The organism is Kribbella sp. NPDC059898 (genome assembly GCF_042730855.1).
Taxonomy (GTDB): Bacteria; Actinomycetota; Actinomycetes; order Propionibacteriales; family Kribbellaceae; genus Kribbella.
The window spans coordinates 1,024,075-1,037,568 of sequence record NZ_JBHWKR010000001.1; the positions used below are offsets into that span (position 1 = coordinate 1,024,075).

Sequence of the window (13,494 nt, forward strand, 5' to 3'; positions counted from 1 at the left end):
TACGGACCGTGCGGCGGACCACGGTCGGAGCGGGCGGCAGCCCCCCGCTGTCGGGGACTGTGACGCCCGGAAATGCCGCTTTGTTCACTCCCGCGAACGGGTCGCAGGTCAGATCGAGCATAATTGCGCCATGGACCAGCCTGACCGGATCGGCCGGTACTCCCTGGTCCGCCGGGTGGGTGCCGGAGGCTTCGCGACCGTCTGGCTGGCCCGGGACGAGCAACTCGACGCCGAGGTCGCGGTCAAGATCCTGTCCGAGAACTGGGTCGAGGACGAGGACGTCCGGCGCCGGTTCCTGGCCGAGGGCCGGTTCCTGCGCAAGGTCGACTCGCTGTACGTCGTCGGCGTACACGACATCGGCGAGGCCGACGACGGCCGCCCGTTCATGGTGCTCACCTACGCCGACGGCGGCACACTGGCGGACCGGATCAAGGCCGGTCCGCTCGAGTTCGGCGAGGCGGTCCGGGTCATCACCCAGGTCGGCCGCGGTCTCAAGCACCTGCACGCCCGCGGCGTCCTGCACCGGGACGTGAAGCCGGCCAACGTGCTGTTCCGCTCCGACCCGAACGGCGACCGCGCGATGCTGTCCGACCTCGGGCTGGGCAAGTCGCTCGCCGAGGTCTCCCGGATCACCATGCCCGGCGGCACCCCGGCGTACGTCGCGCCCGAACAGGTGATGGGCGAGCGCCTCGACCACCGCGCCGACCTGTACTCGCTCGGCGCCGTCGCGTACGCCGCGTTCACCGGCCAGGCGCCGCACGGGGTCGCCACGCTCGGTGCGGTGATGCAGATCGAGAAGCCGCCGCCCTCGATGACCACGCTGCGCGCGGACGTCCCGGACGCGATCGACGTCGTCGTACGGCGTGCCCTCGAGCCGGACCGGGATCAGCGCTGGCCGGACCTCGACAGCTTCCTCGACGCGCTGCGCGAGGCGCACACCACCGGCAAGGTCCCGGCGCGGCTGGTCCCGGCCGCCGAGATGCCCGCGCCGACCGGGACGACCGCCCCGGTCGACCAGGCGACCGCGCTGTCCAGCTCCAACGAGCCGACGGTCGCGGCGAAGCCGAGGCGCCGGAGGGCTGGTGTGATCACCGCGCTCGCCGCGGTGGTGCTGGCCGCGGGTGGTGGGTACGGCGGGTACGAGTACGTGCTGACCCGGCCGGTGAAGGTGGTCGATCCGCCTTTCACCGTGGAGGTTCCGCGGTCGTGGGGGCAGAAGGCGGTCGACGATCAGACCTCGCTCCTCGTCAGCTCGAACACCCGTGCCTGGCAGTCGAGCGCGAGTGTCGAGGGTGTCTACGTCGGCCTGGTCCAGGCGAGCACGCTGCCACGGGCTGTCACGCCGCCCGACGGCTGTACTGCGGGCAACGTGGAGCCTCAGGGCAATACGGTGACGTTCCAGCTCACCTGCGGCAGCGGCCCGGCGGTCGTCGAGCAGTACCGGCAGGAGAACGGCGTACAGGTGCACATCCAGGTCCGGGCCACCGACGCGAAGACCCGGACCGACGTACTGAACTCGGTGCGCTACACGGCTCAGTAGGATCCGGAGCAGGACGACGCCGTACCGTAGCCCCATGACCGATCTGTCTGCGGCGATCGACCGCGTTCTGCCCAGTGTCCGTGCCGACCTCGAGGACCTCATCCGGATCCCGTCGGTCAGTTACGAACCAGCCCGCGCGGCCGACGTCCAGCGGTCCGCCGAGGCCACCGCGGCGTTGTTCGAGGCCGAGGGGTTCACGGTCAAGATCGTCCGCGCCGGCGACGGTGCGCCGGCGGTGATCGCGAAGAAGCCGGCCCCGGCCGGGAAGCCGACCGTACTGCTCTACGCCCACCACGACGTGCAGCCGACCGGCCCCGTCGAGCAGTGGACGTCCGAGCCGTTCGAGCCGACCGAGCGCGACGACCGGCTGTACGGGCGCGGCGCCGCCGACGACAAGGCCGGGATCGCCGCGCACCTGGCCGCCGTACGGGCCTTCGGCAACGATCTGCCGGTCGGCGTGACGGTGTTCGTCGAGGGCGAGGAGGAGATCGGCTCGCCGACCTTGCTGCAACTGCTCGACGAGTACGCCGAGGAGCTCGCCGCGGACGCGATCGTGATCGCCGACTCCGGCAACTGGGACATCGGGCGGCCGGCGCTGACGGTGTCGCTGCGCGGCCTGGTCGAGTCGTACGTCGAGGTTCGAACGCTTGATCACGCCGTCCATTCCGGGCTCTTCGGCGGCCCGGTCCCGGACGCGCTGTCCGCGCTGTGCCGGCTGCTCGCGACCCTGCACGACGACAAGGGCGACGTCGCGGTCGACGGGCTGCACGCGTCCCGCGCCGCCGACGTCGTGTACCCGGAGGACCGGCTGCGCGCCGAGTCGTCGGTCCTCGACTCGGTCCGGCTGACCGGCTCGGGTTCGCTCGTCGACCGGCTGTGGACGCGGCCCGCGGTCGCCGTCGTCGGCATCGACGCACCGTCGGTGGCCGAGGCCAGCAACACGCTGGTGCCGGTAGCGCGGGCCAAGGTCAGTCTGCGGGTCGCCCCCGGTGACGACGCCGTGAAGGCGAGTGCCGCGCTGCGTGACCACTTGGAGAACAATGCGCCCTGGGGTGCGCAGGTCATCGTGACCGAGGGCCAGACCGGCCAGCCGTGCAGCGTGAACGCCCGCGGCGCCGGGTACGAGGCGGCCCGCTCGGCGTTCCAGGAAGCCTGGGGCGTGGAGCCGATCGACATGGGGATGGGCGGCTCGATCCCGTTCATCGCGGAGTTCCAGCAGGCCTTCCCGGCGGCGACGATCCTGGTCACCGGCGTCGAGGATCCGGACACCCGCGCGCACGGCATCGACGAGGGCCTGCACCTCGCCGAGTTCCGCAAGGTCTGCCTCGCGGAAGCCCTGCTCCTTCAGAACCTCGCCAACCAAGCCTGACCGGGCTTTCCGGCGACCCAGTGTTTGGCATAGGTTTCGGCGAGTGAAGATCGCAGTCGTACGGGAGACCAGGCCGGCCGAGCGCCGGGTCGCGCTGGTGCCGGAACATGTCGCGAAACTGATCGAGCTCGGGTACGAGGTCGCGGTCGAGCCGGCCGCCGGTGAACGCGCGCTGTTCTCCGACGACCAGTACCGCGAGGCGGGCGCCGAGGTTGCCTGGGGCGCCGATCACGCCGCCACCGTGGTGGCGTCCGTCCAGCCGCTGGAACGCGAACGCCTGCAGCGGCTGCACGCCGGTACGGCGCTGATGTCGTTCCTGCCGACGAACCCGCCGGATGTGGTCCGCACCGCAACGCGGGCCAAGCTGACGGCGTTCGCGATGGAACTCATCCCGCGGATCTCCCGGGCCCAGTCGATGGACGCCCTGTCCTCCCAGGCGCTCGTCGCCGGGTACCGGGCCGCGATCGTCGCCGCCGAACGGCTGCCGCGGTTTTTCCCGCTGAACATGACCGCGGCCGGCACCGTCCCGCCGGCTCAGGTCCTGGTCCTCGGCGCGGGCGTCGCCGGCCTGCAGGCGATCGCCACCTGCAAGCGCCTCGGCGCGGTGGTCAAGGCGTACGACGTCCGTACCGCCGCCGCGGAGGAGATCGCCTCGATGGGCGCCGTACCGATCGAGCTCGAACTCGGCACCCTCGACGGCCCCGGCGGCTACGCCCGCGAGATGACCCCCGAACGCGCCCAACTCCAGCGCGATCTGCTCACGCCGTACGTCGCCGCCGCCGACGCGCTGATCACGACCGCCGCCGTACCGGGCCGGACCGCGCCGATGCTGGTCACCCGCTCGATGGTCGAGCAGATGAAGCCGGGATCGGTGGTCGTCGACCTGGCGTCCGAGCAGGGCGGCAACGTCGAGGGCTCGGTCGCCGGTACCGAACTGAACATCGGCGACGCACTGGTCTGGGGCGGCGCGAACGTACCGTCGCAGATGGCCGGGCCGGCGTCGCGGCTGTACGGCCAGAACATCGCGAACCTGATCCGGTTGATGACGCGGAACGCCGCGTTCGACCCGGACTTCTCCGACGAGATCGTCCGCGGCTGCTGCGTGACCCACGACGGCGGCGTGCTGCACGAGCCGACCCGTGCCCTGCTGGAAGGACCCCAGGCATGAGTGAATCGATTGCGCTGCTGACGATCTTCGTCCTCGCGGCCTTCGTCGGCGTGGAGGTGATCAGCAAGGTCTCCTCGACGCTGCACACGCCGTTGATGTCCGGGGCGAACGCCATCCACGGCGTCATCCTGGTCGGCGCCATCATCGTCACCGGCGCCACCGACTCGGTGATCGTGATGATCGTCGGGCTGCTGGCGGTCGTCCTGGCGACCGTCAACATGGTCGGTGGCTTCGTGGTCACCGACCGGATGCTGGAGATGTTCAAAGGTCCGGGGGCTCGCAAGAAGGAGCTGCACAAGTGATCCCCACCTGGGCCCAGATCGGCTATCTGGTCTCCGCGGTCTGCTTCATCGTCGCGCTGAAGGCACTGTCGTCGCCGCGCAGCGCGCGCACCGGCAACCTGATCGGTGCCGCCGGTGCGGTACTCGCGGTGCTGATCACGTTCGCGGCGTACAAGCCGCACCACCTGGCGCCGATCCTGATCGCGCTGATCATCGGCACCATCGGTGGTGTGATCGGCTCGCGGCGCGTGCAGATGACGCAGATGCCGCAGCTCGTTGCCTTGTTCAACGGTGTCGGCGGCGGCGCGGCCGCGCTGGTGGCGTTGCTCGAGCTCGGTGAAGTGTCGGCGGACGCGACCGTGGCGGCGATCGCCACGGCGTTCACGATTCTTGTCGGTGCGATCAGCTTCAGCGGTTCGGTGGTGACGTTCGCGAAGCTGCAGGAGCTGATGACGACGCGGCCGGTGACGTTCCCCGGTCTGCCGGTGCTGTTCATCGCGTCGCTGCTCGGTGGCGTCGCGCTCGGCGTCTGGCTGGTGTCGGACCCGCGCGTGTGGGTCGGCGTACTGCTCTGCCTCGTCGGCCTCGCGATCGGCGTGATGCTGGTGCTGCCGGTCGGCGGTGCCGACGTACCGATCGTCATCTCGTTGCTGAACGCCTTCACCGGCCTGACCGTGGCCGCGGGCGGTTACGTGCTCGGCAACACGCTGCTGCTGGTGGCCGGCACGCTGGTCGGCGCCGCCGGTACGTTGCTGACCAAGCTGATGGCGGACGCGATGGGTCGGTCCGTGTTCAACATCCTGTTCGGGGCCATCCGCGGCGGATCCACACTCGGCGCCGGTACGGCGTCCGACCGGCCGGTGATCTCGGCGGGACCGGAGGACGTCGCGATCCTGCTCGGGTACGCGAACAAGGTCATCATCGTGCCCGGGTACGGGCTGGCCGTCGCGCAGGCGCAGCACACGTTGCGCGACCTGGTCGAGGAACTGCACAGCCGCGGGGTGAAGGTCGACTACGCGATCCACCCGGTCGCGGGCCGGATGCCGGGCCACATGAACGTGCTGCTCGCCGAGGCCCAGGTCCCGTACGAACAGCTCCGCGAGATGGACGACATCAACGGCGACTTCAAGACCACCGACGTCGTCCTCGTCGTCGGCGCCAACGACGTCGTCAACCCCGCCGCCCGCACCACGCCCTCGGCCCCCATCTACGGCATGCCGATCCTGAACGCTGACGAGGCCCAACGCGTCATCTTCCTCAAACGCTCCATGCGCCCCGGCTTCGCCGGCATCGAGAACGAACTCCTCTACGACCCCAAAACCACCCTCCTCTTCGGCGACGCCCGAGACACCCTCACCAAACTCCTAACCGCCCTAAAAACGGTCTAGCCTCTCTTCGCGCTCGGCCGGCTCACGGCACCCGCCGGCCGGGCACTCGCCTGACTCACGGACCGGCCTGGCCGTGCACTTGGCCGGCTCACGGACCGGCCGAGCTGCTTTGCGGTAACTATTCGGCGCCAGGTGCCGAATAAGTTCCGCGAACCCGGCCCTCGCCGATGCCCGGCCCTGCGCCTCGAGCCTGATCACGACGACAGGACGTATCGGCCTCGACCGGCCAAATGAACGGGCACTCCAGCGTGCCGTGACGAGTAGTGGACGTATACGTCCTGTCCTCCTGCAGCCCACGCCCGTGGCCGCCCCCGGCCAACGACCTCCCCCGGCCAGCGTCGCGCGTTGCCCCACCCCGCCCCCTCTGTTTGACTTCCATCCCGAGAGACCACGGGCGGCGCACCCATTCCTCTCACCCCACCCCCATTCCAAGGAGCCCCCTTTGCCCCACCACCCCCAAACCCTTTCCCAAGCCTGGGACTGGGGCTAATCCACCCACCCCCGCTGCGCCGCCCGAACCCCCAACTCAAACCGCCCCGAAGCCCCCACCTGCTCACTCAACTTCGCCGCAATCCGCCGCACAGTCCGCAACGAAACCCCAAGCTTGCGAGCCACCTGCTCATCAGTAGCCCCATGCACCAACAACCGCAGAAACTCCCGCTCCTGCGCACTGATCTCACCACTCGGTTGCTGCTGTCGATCGGCGAATGGATCGACAGCCCGATCCCAATAGCTCAGGAACAGTTCCATAGCCATCCGCACGACTGCACGGCTGTGGTGCACCGCGATGCCAACGGCATTGTCGTCCGGGTCTATCCCCATGATCGCGGTCTTGCTGTCGAAGATAATCAATCTGAACGGGGTCGATGGTGAGATCCGAACCAGCCCACCAAGACTGGCGACATATTCGAGCAGTTCGCGCCCTCGCGGCCGCTTCAAGAACGACTCCGGATAGAGGTATCGCATCTCTATTCCGCGCTCAAGATGCTTTCGGTCCGGAAAACTGTCTGGAGTCCATTGGATGACACTTGTGTCCTGGATTACTCCCCAGCTGGACTTCTCCAACCGAAACCGCTGCATTCTCTGGTTCGCGAGCTCGCGTCCTTCGAGGATCTCGACCTCGCCTGTCGTTCGCTGAGCCAGGAAGTTCGCAACGTCGGCGGTGAACCTACTGGCGGCGAGCTGGTCCGACCTGAGCTGTTCGCTCATCGCATCTATTTCCTGCTGCCGACCTGCCGCGAGGCGGCCGAATGTGAGCGCTGGATCCAGCGGGTACTCGACGCCCTCGATCCAGCTCGGCACCACGAAACCCGAGATCCCGCAGCTGCTGGAGGCCGTTGGACGCCTGCTCCTCGGTCCAGCTCAGTTCGGTTGCAAGCTCGTTCAATCGGGTCGCTCGCCCCAGATGCGGTCGCTGCAGCAGGACGCGGTAGAGACTCAGCAGATCATCGGTCAGGCCCGAGGAGTCGAACAACGGGTCAGACCCAGCCGCGCTTGGCGGCGGCTACGCCGAGTTCGAAGCGGCTAGCCGCGTCTAGGCGTTCGGAGAGGTTGGCGGTTATGCGGCGGGCGGTGCGGAGGGAGATGCCGAGCAGGCGGGCCACCTGCTCGTCTTTGGCGCCACCTGCGAGGAGCCGGAGTACTTCGGACTCGTGCGGCGTGAGTGGGGTCTCGTCGTCGCGGTCGTCGGCGTCGAAGAGGTCTGCTGCTCGGGACCAATAGGAGTCGAAGAGTGCGAGAGCAACCGAGACCACGGCTGGGGTGCGATGAATGACCGCGCCTGCCGTCGGGCTGTCCGGGTCCATCGGCATGACCGCGATCTCCTGATCGAAGATCAGCAGGCGCATCGGGAGCGTCGGTGTCACTCGGACCTCGCCGCCGAGCCGGTGCATGGTCGAGACGTACTCCACCGCCGGCTTCGAGGCCGTCATGCTCTGGAGATACAGGGTCCGAAGTTTGATCCCGCGTTCGAGCAGCTCGAAGTCAGGCGACCGCTCCGACTTGGGGACGCTGTCGTCGAAGTGCGCCGGAATCAGGCCCCAGAACGTCTCCTTGGCCTTCATCGCGAGTTCCTCGATCCGTCGCGAGGCGTTGGCGCGGCCCTTGAGGACCTCGACATCGCCGCTGCTCCGGGAGGTCAGCAGCTCGTTGTACTGCTCGGCGATGACCTCGGCCGACGCTTCAGCTTCCCGGAGTTCGCCGAGCGCTCTGTTGAGCTCGGTACGGCGTCGTTCCGCCAGTCCGGTCAGGCCGACGCGGGGATGGACCGCATGCTCGCCGTCAGGGTTGGTCCAGGTTGGCACCAGGAGTTCGAGCCTGCGGAGGTTGTCCAGCAGCTCGTGGACTTCACTCGTTGAGCGATCTACTAGCGCGGCAATCTGCTCGGGCGTACTGTCTGGGTGGTTGAGAAGGGCGTGATAGACCGCGAAAGTGGCTTCGTCCACCCCCAGCGGCTCGAGCACGATCCCTCTCCTTCAGAACTTGTCGGAACCGACCATATACAGACAGCGTCGACAAAGAGGACAGATAGGTCGGGTCCGGATTATTTCGAAAGGTCGAACTGTGATCAAGAAGCTGCTGAGTGTAGCCGCCTTGGCGCTGGTGATTGTGGCTGGTGCGGCGGCTCCTGCCTCGGCCGCCAGCGGATCTGAGCCGCCGTGCGGAGTCGGCGGCGTCTGTTGGTAGTCGCTGGTCTTCGGCTCAGTTCTCGTCCCGTAGACTGCTCGTGTGGCTCGTGGCGATGGTCGGCTTACTCATGAACTCGACCCGCAGGATCTGGGTCCGCAGGACGCTTGTGGCGTCTTCGGGGTCTGGGCGCCGGGTGAAGAGGTTGCCAAACTGACGTACTTCGGGCTCTATGCCTTGCAGCATCGGGGGCAGGAGTCGGCGGGGATCGCGGTCAGTAACGGGAGCCAGATCCTGGTTTACAAGGACATGGGGCTGGTCAGTCAGGCCTTCGACGAGGCGACGCTGGCGTCGCTGCGCGGGCATATCGCGATCGGTCACTGCCGGTACTCGACGACCGGGTCGAGCGTCTGGGCGAACGCGCAGCCGACGTTCCGCAGTACGGCGACCGGGTCGATCGCGCTCGGACACAACGGGAACCTGACCAACACCAGCGAGCTGGCCGCCAGTCTCGCCGGTGAGGGTGATCTGGATCTCGGCCTGGACGCCGACGTGGACCACGCGAAGGCGAACGCCAAGCACGGCGCCTCGAGCGACACCGACATCCTGACCTCGATGCTGGCCGGCTACCCGGACCTGACGATCGAGCAGGCGGCCGCCAAGATCCTCCCGAAGGTCAAGGGCGCGTACAGCCTGATCTTCATGGACGAGAACACCCTGTACGCCGCCCGCGACCCGCAGGGCATCCGCCCGCTGGTGCTGGGCCGGCTGGAGCGCGGCTGGGTGATCGCCAGCGAGACCGCCGCTCTCGACATCTGCGGTGCGAGCTTCATCCGCGAGGTCGAGCCGGGTGAGATCGTCGCGGTGGACGCCGAGGGGCTGCGGTCGACGAAGTTCGCGGAGCCGGACCCGAAGGGCTGCCTGTTCGAGTTCGTGTACCTGGCCCGCCCGGACACCCAGATCTCCGGGCAGCGGATCTACTCGACCCGGGTCGAGATCGGCCGCAAGCTGGCCCAGGAGCACCCGGCCGAGGCCGACCTGGTGATCGCGACGCCGGAGTCCGGTACGCCGGGCGCGATCGGGTACGCCGAGGAGTCCGGCATCCCGTACGGCTCCGGCCTGGTGAAGAACGCGTACGTCGGCCGGACGTTCATCCAGCCGAGCCAGACGATCCGTCAGCTCGGCATCCGGCTGAAGCTGAACCCGCTCCGCGAGGTGATCGAGGGCAAGCGCCTGGTCGTCGTCGACGACACGATCGTCCGCGGCAACACCCAGCGGGCCGTGATCCGGATGCTGCGCGAGGCCGGCGCGAAGGAGATCCACGTCCGGATCACCGCGCCGCCGGTGAAGTGGCCGTGCTTCTACGGCATCGACTTCGCCAGCCGCGCCGAGCTGATCGCGAACGGGCTGAACACCGAGGAGATCTGCCGTTCGCTCGGCGCCGACTCGCTCGGGTACATCAGCCTGGACGGCCTGGTCGAGGCGACCACGGTGCCGATGGACCGGCTCTGCCGCGCCTGCTTCGACGGCGTGTACCCGGTCGCGCTGCCGGATCCCGAGCAGCTCGGCAAGCACCTGCTGGAGGACCCGCTGCGGACGGACGCGGACGGACTCGCGACGGTGGCCGGTGGAGCCGGTGCCGCCGACGCCCTCAGCCGCCCGTAGTACGTACGGGACCCAGAGCCGCGACAGGAAGAGAAGAACAGTGAGCGAAGGGGCGAGCTACGCCGCCGCCGGGGTCGACATCGAGGCCGGTGACCGGGCCGTCGAGCTGATGAAGGAGTGGGTGGCGAAGGCGACCCGCCCCGAGGTGGTCGGTGGGCTCGGCGGGTTCGCCGGCCTGTTCGACGCGACCGCTCTGACGTCGTACCGCCGGCCGCTGCTGGCGACGTCGACGGACGGGATCGGGACCAAGGTCGCGATCGCGCAGAAGCTGGACAAGCACGACACGATCGGGTTCGACCTGGTCGGGATGGTCGTCGACGACCTGGTCGTGTGCGGCGCGGAGCCGCTGTTCATGACCGACTACATCTGCACCGGCAAGGTGGTTCCGGAGACGATCGCGCAGATCGTGAAGGGGATCGCGGAGGCGTGTGTCGAGGCCGGTACGGCGCTGGTCGGCGGCGAGACGGCGGAACACCCGGGCCTGCTGGAGGCGGACGAGTACGACGTCGCGGGCGCGGCGACCGGTGTCGTCGAGGCGGACGAGCTGCTCGGCGCGGAGCGGGTGCGCGCGGGGGACGTCGTACTGGCGATGGCGTCGTCGGGGCTGCACTCGAACGGGTACAGCCTGGTGCGGCACGTGTTCTTCGACCGCGCCAAGTGGACGCTCGACCGGATCGTCCCGGAGTTCGGGACCAGCCTCGGCGAGGTCCTGCTGACGCCGACCCGGGTGTACGCGAAGCACTGCCTGGAGCTGATCCAGGAACTGAACGACGGCGACGACAAGCCTTTGCACGCGATGTCGCACATCACCGGCGGCGGGTTCGCGGCGAACCTGGCGCGGGTCGTCCCGGACGACCTGTCGGTCCGGATCGACCGGTCCACGTGGACGCCGGACCCGATCTTCGGGCTCGTCGGGCTGCTCGGCGACGTACCGCTGCCGGAGCTCGAGAGGACGCTGAACATGGGCGCCGGCATGGTCGCCGTCCTGGATCCGTCGTCGGCGGATGCCGCGATCCAGGCGCTGTCGGCCCGCGACATCCCCGCCTGGGTGTGCGGCAACGTCACCGCGGCCGCAGGCGGCACCGTCACGCTCGAAGGCACCTACGCCAAGTAATCCACCAGACCACCTGCGGGTGGGGTCCTGATCGGGCAGTCCGACGCCTCGGGCTGCCCGTTCTGATGATCCGCCACAGGTGGTGCTGGTGTGTTGGAACACGTCGGGCGCACGGTGAACTGCTCAGCCACCCCGGAAGGGGCGCCTGAGCAGCTCAGCCGGGCTGATGCTTACCGACGGGGGTGGTAGTCGTCGGCGTCGTCTCCGTCGCCGTCGTTGTCACCATTCGCAGAACGGTCGCCACCCTGGTCACCGGACAGCTCTCGCTTGAGCTGGTCCAAGTCGGTGTCCCAGGTGCGGTACTTCAGGTCGCGTGCGACCTTCGTCTGCTTGGCCTTTGCACGGCCGCGCCCCATAGCGTCGACCCCCTCGCACAAGTCAACCGGGTACGCTGCGTGGCGCCCACGGATCAGTCGTCAGTAATCGTGGTTCAAGGATACCCGGAGCGGCGGATCGACACACGCACCGCCCCCTCGGTGGGCCCTCAGAGGTCCGATCACAGCATCGGCGAGGTGGGCCGATCCCCTCAAACCGGCCCACCCCGCCGCGTCAGAGCCCCCGCTACTTGACCTCGCGACGTGAGCTTGCCCACAGTCCGACGATGGTCGGCAGGACGATCCAGACCCCGACCGCGGTGAGCGTCTCGGCGGCCATTCCGTGCAGGTCCCGCTCCGCGATCCGGCCCAGCGCCCCGAAGACGTCGAGCCACTTCGCGTTGTCCTTGAACAGCGCCGGGCCGGCCAGCGACCAGGCGGTCGGCGCGATGAAGTAGATCAGGATCGCGACCGCGGTCTGCGGCACCACCGCACCGAAGGCCGCACCCATCACGACGTTCAGCGCGACGGTCAAGTACGCCCCGGCCAGCTGCCCGCCGAGCCCGGCGTACGTCGTCGTGTGATCGGTGGCGGCACCGGTGACCGCGGTGGCGGCGAGGGTCAGTACGACGACCGCGGACAGGACGACCGCGCTCAGTACGATCGCCGATGCGAACTTCGCCAGTTGCACGCGGACCCGGCGCGGCGAGAGCGTGAACGTGGTCAGCGCGGTCCGCTGGGTCCACTCCGAGGTCATCGTCATCACGCCGATGACCGGCAGCAGCATCATCACGCCGGTGATCGCGGCGCCGAGGAAGAAGTCGAAGCCGACCGGCCCGGACGGCAGGTGGGTCAGCTGCCAGGCGAGCGCGGCCACTGCGATCAGCAGGATCGCGGCGATCAGCACCCGGCCGCTGCGGGTGTTCACGGACTTGCGGAGCTCGATCGCGACGAGCTTCAGGAAGGACTGGCCGCGGGCGGGCGGCAGGCTGGTCGCCACCTCGCTGCGGTGTTTGGCGCTGGTCGCCGGGGCGACGTCGGTCACGGTGGTCATTTCACAGTCTCCAAAAGGTGGGGTGATCAGGCGGCGACGGGAGTGGCGGTGAGCTGGAAGAACAGGTCCTCCAGGCCGGCGCCGTCGCTCTGCCGGAGCTCGAGCAGAATCTGACCGGCAGCGGCGGCGGCCCGCCCGACCTGCTCGGCGGTGGCGTCGACGCGCAGCGCGCCGTCCGACGCCGGGTCGACCTGCAGGCCGGCGGCGGTGAGCGCCGTCCGCAGCCCGGCCGGATCGAGTCCGCGGACCAGCGTGCCGGTGCCGGCCAGCAGCTCGTCCAGCGAGCCGTTGGCGACGATCCGGCCGCCGCCGATCACGACCAGCCGGTCGACCGTCGCCTGGACCTCGCCGAGCAGGTGGCTGGACAGGATCACGGTGCCGCCGCGGGCGGCGAAGTCCTGCAGCAGCCCGCGCATCCAGCGGATGCCCTCCGGGTCCATCCCGTTCGCGGGCTCGTCGAGGATCAGTACGGCGGGGTCGCCGAGCAGCGCGCCCGCGATGCCGAGCCGCTGCCGCATGCCGAGTGAGTACTGCCCGACCCGGCGCTTCGCGGCGTGGCTGAGGCCGACCGCCTCGAGCATCTCGTCGACGCGGGCCTTCGGCACCCCGAGCAGGCTGGCGCTCAGCAGCAGCGTCTCGCGGCCGGTGCGGCCCGGGTGCTGTGCGGCGGCGTCGAGCATGACCCCGACGACCCGGCCCGGGTTCGGCAGGTCGACGTACCGCTTGCCGCTGATGGTGGCGGTGCCGGAGGTCGGCGGCGTCAGCCCGGTCAGCATCCGCAGCGTGGTGGACTTGCCGGCCCCGTTCGGCCCGAGGAAGCCGGTGATGCTGCCCGGCTGGACGGTGAACGAGACGTCCTGGACAGCCGTGGTGCTGCCGTAGCGCTTGGTCAGGTTCTCGACGGTGATCATGGCAACGAGTCAACCGTCCGGGACCCCCTCGGCACATCGGACGACCGGCTGCTCCGACCCCCTAC

General features: G+C 69.0%; 12 protein-coding genes. 7 read left to right on the forward strand and 5 right to left on the reverse strand.

The window, feature by feature from the left end; genetic code table 11:
• Positions 1 to 130 precede the first annotated feature (130 nt).
• Genes ACFV9C_RS05035 through ACFV9C_RS05055 form a run of 5 tightly spaced genes read left to right on the forward strand, consistent with a single transcriptional unit; the run spans position 131 to position 5,746 of the window.
• Positions 131 to 1,540 (forward strand): serine/threonine-protein kinase, encoded by a 1,410-nt coding sequence (locus ACFV9C_RS05035; protein ID WP_380190761.1) that lies wholly within the window; start codon positions 131 to 133, stop codon positions 1,538 to 1,540.
• 34 nt (positions 1,541 to 1,574) lie between these two features.
• The gene (locus ACFV9C_RS05040; protein WP_380190762.1) at positions 1,575 to 2,909 is read left to right on the forward strand and encodes a dipeptidase; all 1,335 of its coding nucleotides are present in this window, start codon (positions 1,575 to 1,577) and stop codon (positions 2,907 to 2,909) included.
• 43 nt (positions 2,910 to 2,952) lie between these two features.
• Complete coding sequence (locus tag ACFV9C_RS05045) at positions 2,953 to 4,077, forward strand: NAD(P) transhydrogenase subunit alpha (protein WP_380190763.1); 1,125 nt, start codon at positions 2,953 to 2,955, stop codon at positions 4,075 to 4,077.
• Positions 4,074 to 4,379: an NAD(P) transhydrogenase subunit alpha gene (locus ACFV9C_RS05050; protein WP_344188631.1), complete on the forward strand. Its 306-nt coding sequence runs from the start codon at positions 4,074 to 4,076 to the stop codon at positions 4,377 to 4,379. The genes ACFV9C_RS05045 and ACFV9C_RS05050 overlap by 4 nt, the downstream gene beginning before the upstream one ends.
• A complete protein-coding gene (locus tag ACFV9C_RS05055; RefSeq protein WP_380190764.1) occupies positions 4,376 to 5,746 on the forward strand; it encodes an NAD(P)(+) transhydrogenase (Re/Si-specific) subunit beta in 1,371 nt (456 codons plus the stop codon). Before ACFV9C_RS05050 ends, ACFV9C_RS05055 begins: the two co-directional genes overlap by 4 nt.
• A gap of 486 nt (positions 5,747 to 6,232) precedes the next feature.
• On the opposite strand, the gene ACFV9C_RS05060 is transcribed toward ACFV9C_RS05055, so the two are convergent.
• Together ACFV9C_RS05060 and ACFV9C_RS05065 are read right to left on the reverse strand one after the other, a co-directional pair.
• A complete protein-coding gene (locus tag ACFV9C_RS05060) occupies positions 6,233 to 7,048 on the reverse strand; it encodes a LuxR C-terminal-related transcriptional regulator (protein ID WP_380190765.1) in 816 nt (271 codons plus the stop codon).
• Between the two features lie 176 nt (positions 7,049 to 7,224).
• Complete coding sequence (locus tag ACFV9C_RS05065; protein ID WP_380190766.1) at positions 7,225 to 8,208, reverse strand: LuxR C-terminal-related transcriptional regulator; 984 nt, start codon at positions 8,206 to 8,208, stop codon at positions 7,225 to 7,227.
• A 265-nt stretch (positions 8,209 to 8,473) separates the two neighbouring features.
• Here ACFV9C_RS05065 and purF point away from each other — a divergent pair, with 265 nt between their 5' ends.
• Positions 8,474 to 10,036, forward strand: coding sequence for an amidophosphoribosyltransferase (gene purF, locus ACFV9C_RS05070; protein WP_380190767.1), 1,563 nt, complete (start codon positions 8,474 to 8,476; stop codon positions 10,034 to 10,036).
• A gap of 40 nt (positions 10,037 to 10,076) precedes the next feature.
• Positions 10,077 to 11,150: a phosphoribosylformylglycinamidine cyclo-ligase gene (gene purM / locus ACFV9C_RS05075; protein ID WP_380190768.1), complete on the forward strand. Its 1,074-nt coding sequence runs from the start codon at positions 10,077 to 10,079 to the stop codon at positions 11,148 to 11,150.
• A gap of 170 nt (positions 11,151 to 11,320) precedes the next feature.
• On the opposite strand, the gene ACFV9C_RS05080 is transcribed toward purM, so the two are convergent.
• The 3 genes from ACFV9C_RS05080 to ACFV9C_RS05090 form a co-directional block, all read right to left on the reverse strand.
• A complete protein-coding gene (locus ACFV9C_RS05080; protein ID WP_131293116.1) occupies positions 11,321 to 11,506 on the reverse strand; it encodes a DUF3073 domain-containing protein in 186 nt (61 codons plus the stop codon).
• 205 nt (positions 11,507 to 11,711) lie between these two features.
• Positions 11,712 to 12,518 carry an ABC transporter permease gene (locus tag ACFV9C_RS05085; protein WP_380190769.1) on the reverse strand — a complete coding sequence of 269 codons (807 nt, stop codon included), beginning with the start codon at positions 12,516 to 12,518 and terminating at the stop codon, positions 11,712 to 11,714.
• 26 nt (positions 12,519 to 12,544) lie between these two features.
• Positions 12,545 to 13,429, reverse strand: coding sequence for an ABC transporter ATP-binding protein (locus ACFV9C_RS05090; RefSeq protein WP_380190770.1), 885 nt, complete (start codon positions 13,427 to 13,429; stop codon positions 12,545 to 12,547).
• Positions 13,430 to 13,494: the final 65 nt, after the last annotated feature.